The organism is Bacillus sp. HY001, assembly GCF_007558965.1.
Lineage (GTDB): Bacteria > Bacillota > Bacilli > Bacillales > Bacillaceae_G > Bacillus_A > Bacillus_A mobilis.
This window is the reverse complement of sequence record NZ_VLTE01000003.1, coordinates 57,874-77,447: the sequence shown is the minus strand read 5'-3', so window position 1 is coordinate 77,447 and position 19,574 is coordinate 57,874. Positions and strand designations below refer to the sequence as shown.

Annotated in this window: 21 protein-coding genes; 9 read left to right on the top strand and 12 right to left on the bottom strand. The window is 35.4% G+C overall.

What is annotated here, in order from left to right:
• Positions 1-45 precede the first annotated feature (45 nt).
• Both FOT98_RS01670 and FOT98_RS01665 read right to left on the bottom strand, forming a co-directional pair.
• Positions 46-651 carry a DedA family protein gene (locus tag FOT98_RS01670; RefSeq protein WP_061677846.1) on the bottom strand — a complete coding sequence of 202 codons (606 nt, stop codon included), beginning with the start codon at positions 649-651 and terminating at the stop codon, positions 46-48.
• Positions 652-662: 11 nt separating this feature from the next.
• Complete coding sequence (locus tag FOT98_RS01665; RefSeq protein WP_000733843.1) at positions 663-944, bottom strand: YkvA family protein; 282 nt, start codon at positions 942-944, stop codon at positions 663-665.
• 343 nt (positions 945-1,287) lie between these two features.
• Here FOT98_RS01665 and ku point away from each other — a divergent pair, with 343 nt between their 5' ends.
• Positions 1,288-2,100 (top strand): non-homologous end joining protein Ku, encoded by an 813-nt coding sequence (ku, locus tag FOT98_RS01660; RefSeq protein WP_063263493.1) that lies wholly within the window; start codon positions 1,288-1,290, stop codon positions 2,098-2,100.
• A 17-nt stretch (positions 2,101-2,117) separates the two neighbouring features.
• Here the strand turns inward: ku and FOT98_RS01655 are convergent, their stop codons facing one another.
• Positions 2,118-2,897, bottom strand: a complete 780-nt coding sequence (locus FOT98_RS01655) for a DUF2935 domain-containing protein (protein WP_063263492.1) — start codon at positions 2,895-2,897, stop codon at positions 2,118-2,120.
• Between the two features lie 14 nt (positions 2,898-2,911).
• Positions 2,912-3,325: a VOC family protein gene (locus FOT98_RS01650; protein ID WP_140384226.1), complete on the bottom strand. Its 414-nt coding sequence runs from the start codon at positions 3,323-3,325 to the stop codon at positions 2,912-2,914.
• A 48-nt stretch (positions 3,326-3,373) separates the two neighbouring features.
• Here FOT98_RS01650 and FOT98_RS01645 point away from each other — a divergent pair, with 48 nt between their 5' ends.
• The 4 genes from FOT98_RS01645 (at position 3,374) to brnQ2 (ending at position 5,979) form a co-directional block, all read left to right on the top strand.
• Positions 3,374-3,589, top strand: a complete 216-nt coding sequence (locus tag FOT98_RS01645) for a spore coat associated protein CotJA (protein ID WP_001046257.1) — start codon at positions 3,374-3,376, stop codon at positions 3,587-3,589.
• A gap of 8 nt (positions 3,590-3,597) precedes the next feature.
• Positions 3,598-3,861: a spore coat protein CotJB gene (locus tag FOT98_RS01640; RefSeq protein WP_001076510.1), complete on the top strand. Its 264-nt coding sequence runs from the start codon at positions 3,598-3,600 to the stop codon at positions 3,859-3,861.
• 12 nt (positions 3,862-3,873) lie between these two features.
• Complete coding sequence (gene cotJC / locus FOT98_RS01635; RefSeq protein WP_000265275.1) at positions 3,874-4,443, top strand: spore coat protein CotJC; 570 nt, start codon at positions 3,874-3,876, stop codon at positions 4,441-4,443.
• 219 nt (positions 4,444-4,662) lie between these two features.
• A complete protein-coding gene (gene brnQ2 / locus FOT98_RS01630; protein WP_063263490.1) occupies positions 4,663-5,979 on the top strand; it encodes a branched-chain amino acid transport system II carrier protein BrnQ2 in 1,317 nt (438 codons plus the stop codon).
• Between the two features lie 38 nt (positions 5,980-6,017).
• Here the strand turns inward: brnQ2 and FOT98_RS01625 are convergent, their stop codons facing one another.
• The 4 genes from FOT98_RS01625 to FOT98_RS01610 form a co-directional block, all read right to left on the bottom strand.
• Positions 6,018-7,940 carry an FtsX-like permease family protein gene (locus FOT98_RS01625; protein ID WP_063263489.1) on the bottom strand — a complete coding sequence of 641 codons (1,923 nt, stop codon included), beginning with the start codon at positions 7,938-7,940 and terminating at the stop codon, positions 6,018-6,020.
• Between the two features lie 139 nt (positions 7,941-8,079).
• On the bottom strand, positions 8,080-9,084 hold the full coding sequence (locus FOT98_RS01620; RefSeq protein ID WP_063263488.1) for an ABC transporter permease: 1,005 nt from the start codon (positions 9,082-9,084) through the stop codon (positions 8,080-8,082).
• Between the two features lies 1 nt (position 9,085).
• Positions 9,086-9,952, bottom strand: a complete 867-nt coding sequence (locus FOT98_RS01615) for an ABC transporter permease subunit (protein ID WP_063263487.1) — start codon at positions 9,950-9,952, stop codon at positions 9,086-9,088.
• An 88-nt stretch (positions 9,953-10,040) separates the two neighbouring features.
• The gene (locus tag FOT98_RS01610; RefSeq protein ID WP_063263486.1) at positions 10,041-10,775 is read right to left on the bottom strand and encodes a YwaF family protein; all 735 of its coding nucleotides are present in this window, start codon (positions 10,773-10,775) and stop codon (positions 10,041-10,043) included.
• Between the two features lie 211 nt (positions 10,776-10,986).
• On the opposite strand from FOT98_RS01610, the gene FOT98_RS01605 reads away from it, so the two are divergent.
• From FOT98_RS01605 to entC, 4 genes are all read left to right on the top strand, one after another.
• Entirely contained in the window at positions 10,987-12,090 is a 1,104-nt protein-coding gene (locus tag FOT98_RS01605) for an efflux RND transporter periplasmic adaptor subunit (protein ID WP_061676276.1), read from the top strand.
• The gene (locus tag FOT98_RS01600) at positions 12,087-12,761 is read left to right on the top strand and encodes an ABC transporter ATP-binding protein (protein WP_000609098.1); all 675 of its coding nucleotides are present in this window, start codon (positions 12,087-12,089) and stop codon (positions 12,759-12,761) included. The genes FOT98_RS01605 and FOT98_RS01600 overlap by 4 nt, the downstream gene beginning before the upstream one ends.
• A 26-nt stretch (positions 12,762-12,787) precedes the next feature.
• Positions 12,788-13,939, top strand: coding sequence for an ABC transporter permease (locus FOT98_RS01595; protein ID WP_406517277.1), 1,152 nt, complete (start codon positions 12,788-12,790; stop codon positions 13,937-13,939).
• Positions 13,940-14,383: 444 nt separating this feature from the next.
• Entirely contained in the window at positions 14,384-15,775 is a 1,392-nt protein-coding gene (gene entC, locus FOT98_RS01590; RefSeq protein ID WP_144290922.1) for a cell wall-binding protein EntC, read from the top strand.
• A gap of 52 nt (positions 15,776-15,827) precedes the next feature.
• Here the strand turns inward: entC and FOT98_RS01585 are convergent, their stop codons facing one another.
• The 4 genes from FOT98_RS01585 to FOT98_RS01570 all read right to left on the bottom strand — a co-directional run bounded on the left by FOT98_RS01585 (position 15,828) and on the right by FOT98_RS01570 (position 19,499).
• The gene (locus FOT98_RS01585) at positions 15,828-16,751 is read right to left on the bottom strand and encodes a HEAT repeat domain-containing protein (RefSeq protein WP_063263483.1); all 924 of its coding nucleotides are present in this window, start codon (positions 16,749-16,751) and stop codon (positions 15,828-15,830) included.
• Between the two features lie 108 nt (positions 16,752-16,859).
• On the bottom strand, positions 16,860-17,945 hold the full coding sequence (locus tag FOT98_RS01580) for a DUF871 domain-containing protein (RefSeq protein WP_061680152.1): 1,086 nt from the start codon (positions 17,943-17,945) through the stop codon (positions 16,860-16,862).
• Positions 17,935-18,213, bottom strand: a complete 279-nt coding sequence (locus FOT98_RS01575; RefSeq protein WP_061680153.1) for a hypothetical protein — start codon at positions 18,211-18,213, stop codon at positions 17,935-17,937. The genes FOT98_RS01580 and FOT98_RS01575 overlap by 11 nt, the downstream gene beginning before the upstream one ends.
• Positions 18,189-19,499 carry a PTS sugar transporter subunit IIC gene (locus tag FOT98_RS01570; protein ID WP_061680154.1) on the bottom strand — a complete coding sequence of 437 codons (1,311 nt, stop codon included), beginning with the start codon at positions 19,497-19,499 and terminating at the stop codon, positions 18,189-18,191. Before FOT98_RS01570 ends, FOT98_RS01575 begins: the two co-directional genes overlap by 25 nt.
• Between the last annotated feature and the right edge of the window lie 75 nt (positions 19,500-19,574).

Sequence of the window (19,574 nt, the reverse complement as noted above, 5' to 3'; positions counted from 1 at the left end):
CTATTCATCTATTTTCAAAAAATAAGACAACTCCTGTACGAATGACTAGATAGATTCTGTTCTATTTCTTTTTTTCATAAATTTATAGATTAATATACCACCTACAACAATAACTACGACTAGTAATATCGGTAGCATATATTGTCCAACAACATCCGCCGCTTTTTCCCAATGCGGACCTAATTTCATTCCAAAATAAATATACAAAGTCGTTAACGGGAACATTGCTACAAATGTATATATGCTAAATTTCCATATGTTCATTTTCGCCATACCACATGGAACAGAAATAAGCGTTCGAACTCCCGGTACAAAGCGTCCAACAAATGCTACAACTGGCCCATACTTCTCAAAGAAATCATCTGCTTTTTGAATTTGCTCTTCTTTAATAAAGAAGTATTTCCCGTACTTTATTAATAGAGGACGACCACCGTAATAACCGAGTGCGTATAACGTTAATGGTCCTGTCGTTCCGCCAAGTGTCCCTGCTAATACAGCTAGCCAAAAATTCATATCTCCCTCGTACACCCAATACCCAACCATGGGCAAAACGACTTCTGCTGGAATAAATTCAAACGTTAAAGCCAGTACAACTCCAAAATAAGAAAACTGCTTTAAAAACTCGATTATATCTAAAATAATTTGCTCCATATTTTTAACTCCTATCCAATATTTACATTATGCTTTTCTTGCAATTGCACTGGCGCCATTTTTACAATTCGGTTCAAAATGAATAACACAATTCCAATATCATCTAAAATACCGATAAATGGTAAGAAGTCTGGAATTAAATCGAGCGGCATCGCTACATAACCAACTAAAAAAGCAATGGATAAGATTTTCTTCTTTATTGAAACCTCTTTTGAAGTAAAAAAGTCAAATAGGAATGGGACAAAACGACGAACATGAAATACAACTCTTAATCTACTAATAAGTTTTTTCATTTTTATTTCTCCTCTCTTTGTATACAAAAAGAACCCTACCAAGTATGGTAAGGGTCCTAAAAAAGACAATAAGGGGCCTTTACCATTGCTGGTAAAGGTCTCACTAACAACGAAACGTTGCCAATAAAGCCGAGGGTTTCTCCCTGTAATGACGACTTTACTGTAATAAGTTACTCCCCTTTATATACACAATTTTATACAATCACATTAAAATATTTCAGAGGGCTTGTCAATATATTTTATATCCCAAGCCCTTCCGTAAAAAACAAATACACGTATAGGAAATTTCTTACTATCTCATAATATACATACTCATTCTTTTAAACGAAAGGAGAAGTTTCATATGCATACCGTATGGAAAGGTGCACTTTCACTTGGATTATTGAATATAGGAATAAAACTATATAGCGCCGTAGAAGAAAATGATATAAAGTTTTTAAGTCTCCATAAAGAATGCTTAACACCTGTTAAATATAAAAAATTTGCTCCTGATTGTACGGATGAAGAAATTGATGATAAAGATATTGTAAAAGCCTATGAATATGCACCTCATAAATACATCATTATGGATGAAAAAGAATTAACTACGTTGCAAAAAGCTCACGAACCACGATCCATTCGTATTATATCTTTTATCCAAAATAACGAAATCGATTCTGTTCTTTATGACCGTTCTTATTTTATAGGTCCTACCCCAGGACATGAAAAATCATATTTATTATTAAAAGAAGCTCTTGAACGTACAAATAAACTTGGGCTTATTCATATTTCTATTAGAAAAAAACAACATTTAGCTATTATCCGTAACTTTGAAGATGGACTTATGTTACAAACCATCCACTACCCTAATGAAATTCGCGGTATAACAAATACACCTAATTTACCAAGTCACGAAAATTATCCTATCCAAAAACAAGAACTCACCGCAGCAATCAATTTAATTCACCACCTTACAAATCCTTTTGAACAAGAAATGTATACAGATGAGTATAAAGAAGCCCTTACCGAATTAATCGAAAATAAAATTGAACAACAGGAAAAAACTGAAATAATCTCTCCAGCTCCGAACATCATTAATATTATGGAGACATTACAGGCAAGTATTGAACAAGCAAAAATAAAAAGAGAAAACAAAAAAGAACAAGAGGCCAAATGAAATTGACCTCTTGTTCTTTAAAGCGGATTACATTTCGGTATTTCGAGTCCAGATGATTGAGCTAATTTTAATAAATAATAACATTCCTCCCTTGCCATATGATCTGCCATTCTAGCTGATAGTGCACTTAATACTTCATGCGATAACTCCAGCTCTTCCACTTCATGTAAAAAATGCGAAAACAATTTCAATTCAAGTGAAACATCTTTTGTAAACTTCTTTAATGCTGGAAAATGATGAAGCTCCGTTCGTAAATACCCAGTCATCTCAACTGCCTTTAAGTAAAATTGTTCAAAATGCTTCGTAAATTCTTCGCTTTTCTCTTTTAATCTTTTTTCAACAAGATCTAGCCCACCAGAAATAGAACCCGCATGACCAGCTGCATCCGTTAGCCAAACGAGATGATAATGCAGTTCATGAAAAACAGGCGGAACTTCCCCCTTCTTCAAAAACTCTAAAACCGTTATATACTCTTCCACTTCGTTTACCATATGGTTAATAAAAGTTGGCGTAAAATGAATGGTAATTTTCCCTTCCAACTGCTTCTGTATAATATTTAATTTAAACGTCCGAATTTCCTTAGCAGCTTGTTCTGCCTCTTTTGAAAATGCCATTAGATTCACATTCCGAACTTTATTTAACAAATTCGTAAATGTTTCAACAAAGTAAGTAGCTTTTTTTATATCCTCTTTTTCCTTCGGAGCTAATGCATCAAGTAAAAATTGTGCATGATCAGTAAGTACCTTTAGCCAAAATTGATGCTCAAACAACGCACTTTCTTCATAATTTCTCCCCACTAAATCCCCTCCGTTTATTCATTCTTCTCTACCACTTGAAGTTTATATCCATCTGGGTCTTGTACTACAATGCTCTTCTCACTTTCCTTTTCTGTATATGCAATTTTATAAAATGCTAACCTCTTCTTTACATTCTCTATGTTAGAAATTGAAAACGTTAGAACATCAACTGAGTCCGTAACACTCTTCTCACGCCCGCCCAAACTGCGCTTCATAACAAAACTAATTCTCGTTAAATCAGCATCATACCAAACTCCTGTAACGTCTAATTGAGGTCTTTCTAAACTAGGTTTGATTCCTAAAATCCCTTCGTAAAAATACAGAGTTTCCTTTAAGTTCTTTACTTCTAACACAATTAAATTCTTTACATCCTCCACATTCATTCCCCCTGTACTTATTACTTTTTTATATGTGTCATAAATGCTCATTATGTCTGAATACAATACGTAGTAATGAACACTTAAGGAGGTTTATTCGTGAATAAATATATGAGATCATTCGTGCCCTATCATAGTCCTCTCGATCCTTGTCCCCCTATCGGAAAAAAATATTATTCTACTCCTCCTAATTTATTTTTAGGCTTTCAACCGCCAAACCTACCGCAATTCACACCAAAAGAAGCACTACAAAAAGGGACTTTATGGCCTGTTTTTTATGACTATTATGAAAATCCTTATAAAAAAGGGCGGTGACTACTGACGTGAATCAATCGCTACCAGAAGAATACTATCAGCTTTTACTGGAGCTTCAAGAACTGGACTTTGTACTAGTTGAACTCACTCTTTATTTAGATACACATCCAGATGACACCGCTGCGATTAATCAATTTAATGACTTTTCTTATAAACGGAGAGTATTAAAACAAAAGATGGAAGAAAAATACGGGCCACTCCAACAGTTTGGAAACAGCTATTCTAATGCTCCTTGGGAATGGAGCAAAGGTCCTTGGCCATGGCAAATATAAAGGAGCGAAACTATGTGGATTTATGAAAAGAAATTACAATACCCAGTTAAAGTGGGAACTTGCAATCCAGCACTTGCAAAATTATTAATTGAGCAATACGGCGGTGCAGATGGCGAGCTAGCTGCTGCACTACGTTACTTAAATCAACGTTATACAATTCCTGATAAAGTCATTGGCCTACTTACTGATATTGGTACAGAAGAATTTGCTCACCTTGAAATGATTGCTACGATGGTTTATAAACTAACGAAAGATGCAACTCCTGAACAAATGAAGGCTGCTGGACTTGATCCTCATTATGTTGATCATGATAGTGCACTTCATTACCATAATGCTGCTGGTGTTCCATTTACTGCAACCTATATACAGGCTAAAGGTGATCCAATTGCCGATTTATACGAAGATATCGCAGCTGAAGAAAAAGCACGTGCAACATATCAATGGCTCATTAACTTATCAGATGATCCAGATATAAATGACAGCCTGCGCTTCTTACGTGAACGAGAAATTGTCCATTCACAACGGTTCCGAGAAGCTGTAGAAATTTTAAAAGAAGAACGTGATAAAAAAATATTTTTTTAAAACACGTATCCGAGCGATATGTGTTTTTTTTTACGTTCAAAGTTAAATCCTTCCTATTAAAGATATAAATAGTATATTTATTCGATTTAATGTATTATTTTTTAATATTTTCAAAATTCCCTATTGCTTTCTAGTCATCAGACCTTTAAAATAGTAACAGTTACTCGACAAATTATTTGAATTTTCGACAAAAACACTCATTAGGAGGATTTTCTTTATATGCGTACAACTTTAAAACCAGCGCAAATACTTTCGATTAGTTTATTACTATTCGCAGTTTTCTTCGGTGCTGGTAATATGATTTTCCCGCCCCTTCTCGGTCTTTCTTCCGGAGAAAACATGTGGATTTCCATTACAGGATTTATTATTACAGACGTCGGTTTATCTTTACTAGCTATCGTCGCTGTTGCCCTTGCCGGTGGTAGTTTTAACACTTTAGCAAGCCGTGTTCATCCAAAATTCGCAGCAATATTCGCTATCATTATTTATCTTTCAATCGGCCCACTATTTGTTATTCCACGAACTGGATCTGTATCTTACGAAATTGGGATTGCACCACTTTTCCCAGACCAATGGTACTCTATGTTAATCTTTAGTGCGATTTTCTTTACAGTCGTCTACTTCTTATCATTAAATCCATCCAAATTAGTAGATCATATCGGAAAAATATTAACACCAATTTTACTTGGAATTATTGCAATTATGGCAACAAAAGCGATTCTTTCACCAGGAACGTTTGCAGAACCTGTTGGTGACTATAAAGAAATTCCATTCTTCAAAGGATTTCTTGAAGGATTTTTAACGTTAGATGCAATTGGAGCACTTGTATTATCAACAATTGTTGTAAATGCAATCCGCCAAAACGGGATACAAGAGAAGAAATCGATTGCGAAATATACAATTATTTGCGGGAGCCTTGCAGCTCTATTCTTAACAATTGTTTATTTCTTACTCGGTTATATCGGCGCTTCAAACGGAAACTTAGGACAATTCGAGAACGGTGGTCAACTATTAGCTACTGTTATGTACCAATTCTTTGGGACAAGCGGTAATGTTTTATTAAGTATCGCCATTATAGCTGCTTGTTTAACGACAGCAATTGGTGTTGTAAGTGCATTCGCCAACTATTTCGCAACAGTATTAACAAACGTTTCATATAAGAAGCTTGTACTATACGTTTGTATCTTCAGCTTCGTGATTTCAAACTTAGGTTTAAGTTTATTAATTAAAATTACATTACCTGTATTAATCATTTTGTATCCAATTACAATCATTTTAATTTTCGTATCATTTATTGATAAATATACGAAACGTAAACCTTCTGTCTACATCGGAGCAATGATCGCAGCATTCATTATTAGCTGTATTCACGCACTTGATAATGTGGAAATGATACCAAACTTTATCGCTAATATCGTACACACCATTCCTTTTTACAACTTAGGAATCGGTTGGATTATTCCAGCAATCATCGGTGGTATAATCGGATACTATATTCCGCAAACAGAAGCTGAAGGTGAAGTTTCTACAAAATAAAGAAAAGAAGCAAGCATGAACTCCATACTTGCTTCTTTTTATTTTCTATCGCTAAACACTGTATTTGTGTACGAACGAACCGTTAACATATAGTAACCAAAGTAAATGATGATATACACCCCTATACTACCTAGTAAAGGAAGACTATATTCAAACATACCTGTAAAGCCCATCAAACTTAAAAATGCAAAGAATGTATGACATATTGCCAGCAGTAATGGTACTACAAATATTGCACCTACTTGCTTCCTTACAGACTCTGTGGCTTCCCTTTTCGTTAGTCCAATTTTTTTTAACATTCCGTACGCTGTTCGCTCTGCCATCGCTTCTGTTATTTGTTTAAAGTATAAAATACAACCCGTTGCCAAAATAAAAACAATCCCTAAAAATACACTAGCAAATAATAACACTGCACCATCTTGCAATTCAGATTGACTCGCCTCTTCAAATGATTGGAATTTCACTTCTTTAGGAATGATTGTCCCTAGCTCTTTCGTTAGCTCGCTATTACCGTTTCCTTCAACGATAAATCCACTAACTGTTGAAACATCCTTTCCTTTCTGCAACTTATCAAATAACGAATCTCGAACAACAAGCCCCACGGGTGCAAGTTTCGCACTCACAACTGTTTCTTCGCGGTGATCAACGATTGTTAAACCACTCTTCATCTCTTCAAAGGACACGTTATTTCCTTCAAGTGAATTCTTTTCTATGTTATACGACTTATACGGATCTAATAAAACAACTTCCTTTTCAGAACCGAGAATAACTTGTTTCTTACCTAACATAGAAGCTGATTTATTATAATCTTTCACTTTTATAATTTGTACATTACCATTACCTATTAAATACCCAGTTAATATTTGTTCCCCATCTATCTTCCCTTGCATAGAGAGCATCGCTACAGACGTTTCATTTTTAATTGCTAACTCATGCTTTTGAATTTCTTCTCTAACTTTCTTATCTAATTCCTTTCCAGTTGTTACATATTCATAACTAACTGGATTCATTAATACCGCTGTCTTCTGTGCTCCATAATACATACTAGAACTAATTCCAATGGTACATAATGTTACCGCACTTAATAAAGATAATAGCGCCAGCATCTTTACGTTCCCTTTTATTCTGAAGAACAATGAAGAAATGGATAAAATGTTCGTTCCATTCCAATATTTCGTTTTATCTCCCTTTATTTTATGGAGTGATTTCACTGTATATTGCTCAAATAGTAAAAACGTACCTTTTACAATACAACCAAAAATAAGTAGGCCTGTAATAAAAATGGCTCCAAATCCAAAGATTTGTGTAAGTAGCGCAATGATATAACCTGTAATTAATAAAACAATCGCTCGCTTTGCCTTCTTACTTGCATACGTAGGTGCCTCTTCTTTCTGATTTTCACCATATAGTAATTCAACTAAGCGATGCTCATAAATTAACTTTTTACTTTTCCATGATGCAATAAAGAAAATTGCACCTATCGTTATAAGAACTTCTACTATAGATAAAAATGAAATCGTAAATGTAAAAGTAAACGCACTTCCCATTAACTTCACAAGAAGCCCTGCGCACATATTCGCTATAAGTAAACCAGCAAGAATACCTAACACACTTGCCGCAGCACCAACTAATAACGTTTCATAAAAGAGTAACTTCGCAATTTCTTCTTTACGGATACCTAGTAAACTGTATAACGCAATTTCTTTTTTCTTCTTTCGCAAAAAGAAGCTATTACAATAAAAAATAAATATCGTTAAAAAGATAATCAACAATATTTGTGCAAACGTAAATGTCGTTTCCACTTTATCCGATTCTTTTAAAAGAGATACTACACTTTCATTTCGTTTAATCGATACGAATGTAAAATAAATAATAATGCTGCCTACTAATGAAATAAAGTATAGAAAATAATCTTTCATATTTCGTTTTATACTACGTTTTGATACTTCTAAAAAATCCATCGTACACCTTCACCCGCTCTCGCATTTCTCTATACATGAAGTGTATACGAAATTGTATTTCTCCCCTATCGATTTTCATTACACCTCTCTTACGATATTGTAATATAACAAAATAAAAGAACCTAGTTTCCTAGGTTCTTCACATCGTATGCTTAAAAGTAAATAACTCTTCTTTCGACTGCACACCAGATTGTTCCTCTTCTACAATGTCCTTCTTTATCTCTCCTCCCAACCTTACTTTCATCATCGCCTCTTCTATACTTTTTACAATCATATTTCCCGAAAAAATAGTAAGTCCAAAAAATGTAATGGGAACGAGCGGAATCCACGGATTCACTGTTAATGACCTAAAGTATACTCCAATTAAACCTGACCATTCATGCGTATAAGATTCCACCTCTTTTATTTGTCCACCAAACATTACAGTCCCACCAAAGAACACTTCAAGTAATCCTAAGTGCAGTAAAATAGTAAGAGTCTGCGTAAACTGCTGAAGAAATACGAGTATAAACGTCATATAGAGGTGCGGAAAAAGATGTTTTATAACAATATGTCTTCTCGATCCACCTAATATGCGTGCGGCATCAACAAATTCTTCCGTTCGCAATTTACGAACTTCCTTCGCAACATACAGTGCAATAACTGGCATTACAAGCAGTACAAGTAATACCACTTGAAACGAAGCCCTTTCAAAAAAGGTTGTTGTCTCCTCTCCGCTTCCAAATGTATTTGCAGATTGAAGAAAAAAATACGCAATCATAACTGTCGGAATAACTGTAAAACTATCAAAGAAAGCCTCAATTTTTGAAAATCCTCTTTTTATGTACGTTCCGAGTACGACACCGAAAAACACACCTATTACCATTCTAAGTGCCGCAATTAAAATAGAGATACCAATCGTCCACTTCGCGCCCTCAATGACTAAATGTAACAGGTCATACCCTTTCCGGTCTGTCCCGAGTAAAAATTGTAATGAAGGTGGAAACGGTGGCACTTGTGGATTTTCATCCGCATCATATTGCAATGTAACTTGTCTAATATGTCCATCATTCCATAACGTATTTCCGATGCTCAAAAGAACTAATATGAGAAGAAACCCAATACTTATCCAAAATCTTTTATCACGTTTTATATACGTCCACATATTATAATCTCTCCTTCATCGCAGCCGGAATGAGATAATGAAACAATTTAAATAAAATAAAAATCGGAATATATATAAGAAGCACACTAACAATGAAAACCTCAACTCTAATACCGAAATACGATTTCAAAAACATAAAAATACCACCCGTATTAAAAATCCATTCTATAATATATAAATTAGATAACATAAAAAAGATATTCGTTTTCGCAAAGAATAATGTACTAAGCAACACATTTCGTAAAATATGGCGATTTAAAATATGAAAGCGCCCCAGCCCTTTCGCCTTAGCAAATAGTACATAATCTTTTTCTAGTTCATTTTCAAAACGAAGCACGATCATTTTTACAAACATAATCGTAGTCGGGATGCTCAAACACAATATTGGCAACCCCCTAATCGACTCGCCTCCAATTGAAGCAATTTGAAAAGGTAAAAAACCTGTTTGTTTAAAAAACCATACAACTAAAATTTGTGATACTAAAACAAGAAGGATATCTGGAATGGATTCTAGGAAGATAAGAAATGATTTAATTCGATGTTGTATACGCGGTGAACTACTCATAATGACATAAACAATACAAAATGCTACAAATAATGAAATGAAAAAAGCAGCTAAAAATATAATAATTGTTTCTTTATAATGGACAAACAACTGTGGAAATAAAAATTTATCTCCCACATATTTAAAATTGGAGATGTCCATTAAATTCACAAACACTTCTTGTAAACTCTGTATGTACTGTGATGCATGCAGCTCAAATCCATAAAATAGTTTCGGCAATGTCCCTAAACAAATAATACCCAAAATCGAAATAAGAAATTGAAACGTCACTTCCATCCCATTCAGAAAAACTTTTTTGACCACGTTTTCCCTTCTCTCTTTATATAATTTACCCTTTAATTTTATTCTTAATTTTCTGAATTGTAAATATTCTAACAAAAAAATCACTAGGTTACGATCCTAGTGATTCTTTATGCGCATGCCCTTCTCTTTTCGCAAATGGCATATACAAAATAAAACATCCAATAAGCGCAGCTATTTCTAATGAAATAATATAGTAAGGGTGTGGCCCTAACATATCGAGTAATGAAGCAGTTTCTGGCTTACGAGCTAAAAACATATAATTGCCACCTGTTTTGTAGTTCACAAAAGAAACGATTGGAATTATTATGTTTAAAAATATCATCGTACGCTTAATTGATTGCAAGGTCGGTCTATATCCTTCTACCCACGTCATAAAGAGTGGTGCCCAAATGAGTAATACATGTGCAACGAAGAATTCTATAAAGCGAAAATGCGGAAAAGCATATTGCACGTTCGGCGTTAAAATAGCTTGTGATGCACCGATAATTCCTGTAAAAAATACAATCTCATATATGCGGTAACTTTTCGTTACAATCATAATCGACGCTAACAATAAACTGATCGTACATAACTCAAATGGTAATGAAGTGCCTAGTTCAAAAATCCCCGCTTTCCATTCCCACATATGGAGCCCAATTTCACTCCCAATAAATAAAAATGCAATCGCATATCGAACCGTTATATTCCACTCACTTTGACGCAATAAATCTTGGTATTGATACAGAAAAAATATCCCCACCAACATAATAAATAATATAAGGACGTGTTGCCTTGAGTATGGAATAAATGGTTTTAATGGATGCGCACTAAAATAAGCTTCCATCTTGCCTCCTCCTCTCCTTCATACAATATTATTGTAAGAAAGAAACAACGAGTCAATTCATTTGCTCACACTTGGACAAGCTCTACCTTACATTTACATATTCATACCTTACAAAACTGTAAGGTTATTGTAAGCTAAAACGATTTGTCAGATTCTTCACCTCTTTTATACTAAATGTAGATACTAAAACGAACGAAAAGGTGATAAATAGATGAAGAAGAAAAATAAAGTGTTAATTACTAGTGTAGTAGCAATCGGTATTGCAGCTGGATCATATTTTGCATTTGCTGGTGGTAGTTCAGAAGTAGCAATGGCATATAGCGGATATAAAGTAACAGAAAAACAAATTGAAAACGCGCAAAAATTTGGCGGTGAAGTCATTCCAAACGGCATCGAAACAATTTCATTTGATCCAACAAAAGGTACGTATGAATTAGCTGTAAAAAAAGGGGATGAAGTAAAAAAAGGGCAACTCCTTTTTAAATATAATGACCCTACTGCGAAACAAGGTGTAACAGAAGCAGAAATGCAAAAGAAAATCGCACAAAAAGAAGTAACATTGTTCCAAAAACAAATTGATGCAGCGAAACAAAAATTACAAAAAGATAAAAATGCAGGCCTTCCTGCTGAAGCATTAAAAGCATCAGAAATCGAAGTACAACAATTAGAATCACAAATTGAAATGAAAAAGTTTGAAGTTGAAAAATCTGATGAAATGATTAAAGCAGCAAAAGAAAAAGTAAACACACTTTCTGTAACGAGCCCTACTGATGGCGTAATTGATGACATCGTAAAAACTGCTGATGAAAAAACAGGTATGAGCGGCATTACACTTCGTCATGCTGGTCCATTTAAAGTAAAAGGTCAACTTTCTGAATACGAGCTTGCTAGTATGAAAGTTGGGCAAGAAGTAACTGTTTCATCAAAAACGGTTGCTGGTAAGACTTGGACAGGAAAAGTAACAGAAATCGGTTCTACACCATTAAAGAGCATGGATGAAAACAAAACTGTTTCTAACTATCAATTCACGGTCACATTGGACAACAGTGAAGAATTACAAAACGGCTTCCACGTTTACGTAACAAGTAAATCTGGCGAAGCAACTGGTACAATTGTTCCGAAAAGCAGCATCGTGAAAAAAGGTGACAAAAATGTTGTCTTCGTTGTAAAAGACGGTAAAGCGAAAGAACAAGCGGTTACTGTTGAATTCGAGACTGATAGCGAAGCAAAAGTTTCTGGAGTGAAAAAAGGAGAACAAATTATCTCTAAACCTGAAAAAGACTTAAAAGATGGTATGGAGGTTGTCGTTGAATGATTAACTTAAAAGGCATCACGAAATCTTTCCAAAATGGTGCAGAATCCGTACAAATATTACACGGCATTGACGTAACACTGAACCAGGGAGAATTCACTTCTATTATGGGACCATCTGGTTCTGGTAAATCAACATTAATGAACATTATCGGTTGCTTAGATAAACCAACGACAGGTGCGTATGAACTAGCTGGTCAAAATATTTCAAACATGTCTGAAACAGAACTTGCACGCGTTCGTAATAAAGAGATCGGATTTGTATTCCAAAACTTCATGTTATTACCGAGACTTACAGCACTTCAAAATGTAGAGCTACCTCTTATTTACGCTGGAGTTGATAAAAAAGAAAGACGTGAGCGTTCATTAGCCGCTTTAACAAAAGTAGGTTTAGCTGATCGCGCTACTCACCTGCCGAACGAATTATCAGGTGGACAAAAACAGCGTGTCGCTGTTGCACGCGCAATCGTAAATAATCCAAAGTTCATTTTAGCCGATGAACCGACGGGTGCACTTGATACGAAAACGAGTACACAAATTATGGACCTCTTTTACGAATTAAACAAACAAGGCTCAACAATCATTATGATTACCCACGATCGTGAAATCGGGGAAGCTGCAGCACGTCAAATTGTAATTCGTGACGGAAATATCGTCCAAGATTGGAGAGGTTAATTTTGAACACGAGTGAAAATATACGCATGGCCCTTTCCTCTATCTTTGCCCACAAAATGCGTTCTATCTTAACGATGCTAGGTATTATTATCGGTATTAGTGCCATTATTACTATCATTTCAATGGGTGATGGCACAAATGCAAAGTTTAAAGAAGAATTAGGCCAAGGAAAAGATAATGAAATAACCATTTACTACAACAACCCTGATTATGGAACAGATAGTGCCAAAATCACACCTGATATGCTAAACCGTCTTCAAACCGTACCAGGCGTTAAAGATGTGTATCCAGATGTAAGTATGAAAGTAAAAGCATCTGCTGGTTCAAAAGATGTAAATCTTGATTTAAAAGGTGGAACAGGCGCCTTTATGACGGATTCGAAAATAAAATTAGTTCACGGTCGTGAATTAAACGACAGCGAATTAAACCAAGCAATCCCTGCTGTTATATTAAATGAAGAAGCTTTCAACAAATTATTTAGTGGTTGGGAATCAAATCAATACACAGATATAAAAGGAAAGCCTTATAAAATAGTCGGTGTATACGAAACGAAAAACGATTTCGGAATGCCTATGCCTGAAGGTTATACATCCCTTGAAAACGCGCCTGTCATTTCAGGAGTAAATGAGTATGACTCTGTAAGATTAACAATGACCTCTCCGACAGAACGTAAAAGTGTAGAAAAACAAGCCGTTTCTGTTTTAAACGAAATGAAAGCTCCTAAATTTGAGCACAAATTCGAAGCACAAGATTTAGGTGAATTTACGAAGCAATTAGACGAATCAATCGGTATGATGAAAATGGTATTCGGTGGTATTGCTGCTATCTCCTTACTTGTTGGTGGTATCGGCGTAATGAACATTATGCTTGTATCTGTAACAGAACGTACACGTGAGATTGGTATTCGTAAAGCACTTGGTGCAACACGCGGTAAAGTATTAACACAATTCTTAATTGAATCTTGTATTTTAACAGGACTCGGTGGTTTCATCGGATTCATGCTCGGTATCTTCTTCGCTTGGATCGTCTCAATCTTTGCCGGATGGCCACTCGTTGTCTCAAAAGAACTTGGACTTCTTGCAGTAGGTATCTCCATGTTAATCGGTATTATATTCGGTCTACTACCAGCTAATAAAGCTGCCAAACTGGATCCGATTGAATGTTTACGATATGAATAAACAAAAACGTAGGAATTTACACTCCTACGTTTTTTTATTTATTAAATCGTGTTTCTTCTATTATATATGTTTCACGTTATACATACCTTTCACTATTTTAAAGTATTAAAGCTATTATAGAATCCTATTATTGCAAAAATAATATGTGACAGACTAAAATCAAGGCGTAATTTTTTCCATACCTCGACTTATTTTGTAACAATTATAGCGATATTTTATCGATTTTCACCTCATTTATATTTCTCTACAACTAAAATAGTTATTTTTACATAACTACTTTCCTGTTCCAACAACAAAATAAGTCGTTTTCGTAACAATTAAGAAACGTTTACGTAACACTACAGAAACATTATTAACCTATTAGAAATTGAAATACTCCCCTTTTTATGTATCATATGCTCTAACCTCCCCTAACAACTATAAGAAAGCGCTTTTAGGATATTACTGGAATTATTACAGAATATTAATGACCCGTTACGAATGCTTTGTAGTTTTGTGTTTTCCGCAAATAAGAAAATAATGGTTGCTATAATGAGGTCAACGAAAACAAATGCAATGGAGGCTATTATGAAAAAATTTATGGGTATAGCAACAGCAGCGGTTTTTGGTCTTGGGATTTTCACAACATCTGCTAAAGCAGAAACGATTGTAACAACTGACGTACTAAACGTACGAGAAAACCCAACTACTGAATCACAAGTTGTCGGAAAATTATTAGATGGATATAAGGTTAACGTTTTACATACAGAAAACGGATGGTCAAAAGTGAAATTGAACAGCGGTAAAGAAGCTTTCATTAGCGCTGACTATACAAAAGACACTTACTACGTAACAGCAAACGTATTAAACGTACGTGCTGGTGCAAACACTGACTCAGAAATTATTGGTAAGTTGAAACAAGATGATGTAATCGAAACAACACACCAAGTACAAAATGACTGGATTCAATTTGAATATAACGGAAAAACAGCTTATGTTCATGTTCCTTACTTAACAGGTAAAGCTCCAGTTAAAGTTCAACCAGCAGTTAAAGTAGAAAAAACAACTAAAGTTCAAGATACAACTAAAGCAGTGGAAGCAACTAAAGCTCGTGAAGTAGCTGAAACGCAAGCAAAAGCTAAGGCGGAGGAAGCAACTAAAGCTCGTGAAGCAGCTGAAGCTCAAGCAGCGGCTAAAGCCGAGGAGGCAGCTAAAGCTCGTGAAGCAGCTAAGGCTCAAGCAGAAGCTAAAGCTCAGGCAGCAGCTGAAGCTCAAGCAGAAGCTAAGGCTCAAGAAGCAGCTAAAGCTCGTGAAGCAGCTAAAGCTCAAGAAGCAGCTGAAGCTCAAGCAGAAGCTAAGGCTCAAGAAGCAGCTAAAGCTCGTGAAGCAGCTAAGGCTCAAGAAGCAGCTGAAGCTCGTGAAGCGGCTAAAGCTCAAGAGGCAGCTAAAGCTCAAGAGGCAGCTAAAGCTCGTGAAGCGGCTAAAGCTCAAAAACCAGCTACACAACAACCTGTTGCAAAAGAAACTGAAACAAGTGCACCATCATCTTCTCGTGAGTTACAAGTTGTAGCAACAGCTTACACAGCAGATCCACTTGAAAATGGTTATAAAGCAGGCGACCAAGTAAAATCAGCTATGGGTCATAACTTAACAGCTAATCCAAACATGAAACTAATTGCAGTTGATCCAAGTGTCATTCCATTAGGTTCAAAAGTATGGGTTGAAGGTTACGGAGTAGCAATCGCTGGTGATACTGGTGGAGCTATTAAAGGACATAAAATCGACGTTTTAATGCCTGATAAAGGTACATCTAGTAACTGGGGACGTAAAACAGTTACAGTGAAAGTTTTAAACTAATTACGCAAAAGAGCCAGTCTCAATAATGAGACTGACTCTTTTTTTATGATTCTTACATTCTTTCTTTCTCTTGAAAGTAAGCAATATTGTCTCGAAGCCACTTCCTCTCCGCCATAAACAAGTTTCCACGTTTTTTGTACACTTTATCAAACGTCTTTAAAACTTCTTCATGACCAACAAACTTATGTAAAAAACGCAGGGCGATGACAATCTCTGATTCGTCAGTAGGCTCTACTTCATTTTTACGTCTTCTAGAAACAACTTTCGTTACACGTTCGCAAATTGGTTTAATCGCCATTTCATCTCCATATGCATAAATAGCTCGAATAGCCTCATATTTCACTATGACATTTCTATCAGCTAAACCATCAATATAAACTATTTGTAAGTCTGTTCTTCCGATTTCTGCTAAAGTCTCAATAGCTGCTGAACGAATATACGCACTATCGCAGTGTAAAAGTTTCGTTAAAGGTAGAATTGATCGCTTTGTTCCAATCTCATATAAAGTGGCACATATATTTACAATATCATCTCGATTCTCTTCCACTGTAAGTAATTTCAATAAAGCATCTTCTGCTCCCAACGATTTACACAACTTTAAAGCGATGACAGCAGAATAACGGACTCCACTATTTTTATGATATATGTAAGGAATAATTTTATGTGCATTACTTGCTTCAGATAATTTACTTAAATCTATAAGCATGCTATCTAACACTATCCTGCTTTCTTCACTTTCTAGCCGATCTATCAAATAATCTGCAATATACATCTCTTTAGTATTTATTGCAAGTTGTGCAATTAAAAAATAAAGGTTTGTTTTTATATATACTTTTCGTGCTTCCGTTACTTTCTCTTGCAAACAAGAAAAAAGCGATAAATCATTTAACCGCATTGCTTCTTCATACGCACATTGCCGAATACCTGCTTTTTCATCATCCATCCGCCTTAATAAATCATCTATATACTCTTCCATCTCCTTCTCTCCCGTCCAAATTAAATCTATCTCTTTGCATTCTATATATGATAGATTACTATTTCAACAGAAAAAAGAGGATGCCATAGCATCCTCTCCTGCCTTTCCCTATTCCACACAAGTAAACTGTGTCCAAGCTCCTACATAATCTAGTAAGAATAACTCCTCTTCTGCAATTGTACCGACAATATTTTTCCGTTCATCTATCGGCATTTCTTTTAGAATGATTTGCAGTTCACCTTTATACTTTCCGAATGAGTTGTTACCAATTACAACTTGCCCTCTTTCCTGTAATACACTTTCGCGTACTGGGAAGTCATAGTCTTTATACTTTTTACGTACTTCTGTAGAGCGCACCATATATTCTGTTATGTCGCCGCGTCTTACGTGTAATTCTTGCAGCGTGGCTTTCTTCTCTACTTCAGTCGCTTCGTCTACAAAGTGTACCTTTAGCTGTAACATGTAACGATTTAAGTTTCCTAGTTTCTCTAACTCTTCTTCACTCGCATAAGCATTTCCGATAATCACATCATCAATAAGCCCTGTCGCCCATAAATGTTTCGCTTGTACTTCAATCGGTAAGTTACGATGTTGTTCTAACGTACATAATCCGTCGTTAATATCCCATGGGCCAATGTCAGCTGCATGTGACGTAATAAATGCTGCCGTACGAATACCGTGTTTTTTAAAGCGTTCACTACAGCGAATGAAATAATCATACGGAAGACCAGTGAACTTTTGCGGATAGAAGTTATGACAACCAATTAAAGCTGGCTTATTCGCCTGATGCGAAAGAATATTTTCTAAGTATGCAATATCATTGCTTACGTTTAGTTCAATTTTTAAGCCATACGGATTATTCGTCATTTTTGCTTCTGTTAATCCGTCAAAACCTAAATCTAAACGAATACCATCTGCACCTAACTCTGCAAAGAATGATAGGTCGCTATAACTAATACCAAGTTGATCGAATACCGCCGGAGCTACATCTAAAATAACTTCCATATTATTATCTTTTGCATGATTAATAATCTCTTTAAATTCAGCTACAATTTCTTCTTTCGGACGATTCACAGATAATAGACATGTGAATATTCTTGAAAAACCGTGGCGTGCCGCTGCCGAAATATATGCCATATCTTTTTCTTTCGTTGAATGCTCTGGATAAAGTGAAATTCCTAACTTACGCTCCATGCTTTTGCATCTCCTTCACACGTTGTATTAATGCCATGCTCGTAAATCTATATTTTGCAGATAAACATGTTGCACATAAAATCGTTGGTACAATAATTACGTACGGTGATTGTAACCCTAACATTACATAGGCACCCATTGAACTACCGATAAATAAAATTGATACGAGTAGTAACACTAATAAAGATTTACTTTGTACCCATTTTGAATAATGTGCAATACACTGTCCCGCTACGAATGTAATTAAGATGATAATTGCTCCGAGCATTTTTCTTTCTCCTCTCCTGCTACTTGTTGTTTCTCATACATTTTGAAGAATGGATAGTAAATAACGAATGAGATAACAAAGTTAACAAGTACAAGTACACCAGCCATGATTGTCCAGTCCGTACTAATAATCGCTGCAATTGGTGCTAACATCGTAAATGGCAATTTCGCCATCATCATCGGAATCATACCTGAAACAACTGCGAAATATGATACTGTCGTTGTCACTAACGGTGTAATAACGAATGGAATAATTAAAATTGGGTTCATTACAATTGGTGCCCCGAAAATAATCGGTTCGTTAATATTGAATAAGCCTGGCACGAATGATAATCTACCTAGCTCTTTTAGGAACTTAGATTTAGAGAACATAAACATAATAACTAAAGCTAACGTTGAGCCTGATCCACCGATCCATACGAACCATTGAATAAATTGCTCTGTAAATAAGTTTGGTAATTGATGTGCATTTCCTGTAGCAGTGAATACTTCCATATTTTCAAGAATTGCTGAATCCCACATCGGACGAATGATTGGTCCTAAAATCGCTGGGCCATGTATACCGAATGACCAGAAGAACACGATTAAGAATACTGTTAATAAACCGCCGAATAAATTATTTCCTACTAATACTGATTTTAGTGGTGCGATTAAATATGTGATTGTTGTATTTACATCAAATTTTAAACCGTAACGAATACCCCAGAATAAAAGAATAACGACTAAAGTTGGAATTAATGCTGCAAACGAATTTGAAACTGCTGGTGGTACACTATCTGGTAATTTAATCGAGATATTATGCTTAATCATAAAGTGATAAATTTCTACTGCAATTAATGCTGTAACAATTGCTCCGAATAAAGATGTTGCACTTAATGTTCCTACTGAAATGTATCTACCTGCATCAATAACACCTGGTACAGCTTTCGTAATTTGAATTGGTTCAACTGATGCTAGTAAAAAGGCGAGTACAGATAACAAACCTGCACTTAACTGATTGAGCTGATAAAAATTCGCGAGTGAAGCTCCTACCCCAAATGCTGCGTATAACGCCATTAAACCTACTGTAAATCGGAATGGAATATCTAAAATATGGCGAAACGGTGCAATCCACTCCATATATGCATCAATTGGTAAATTCAAAAAGATAACGAAAAATGATCCGACAATCGTTAACGGCAATGTAGAAATAACCCCGTTTCGAATTGCTAATAAATGTCGTTGTCCTGCAATCTTTTGCGTTGTTGGCATAATCTTTTGTTCCATAAAACTCATAAAACCATTCATCAATACCCCTCCTCTTTCTCTTTACTACGAAAGAATGAAATAAAGTTATAACATTATAATGTTTATATTTAAAAA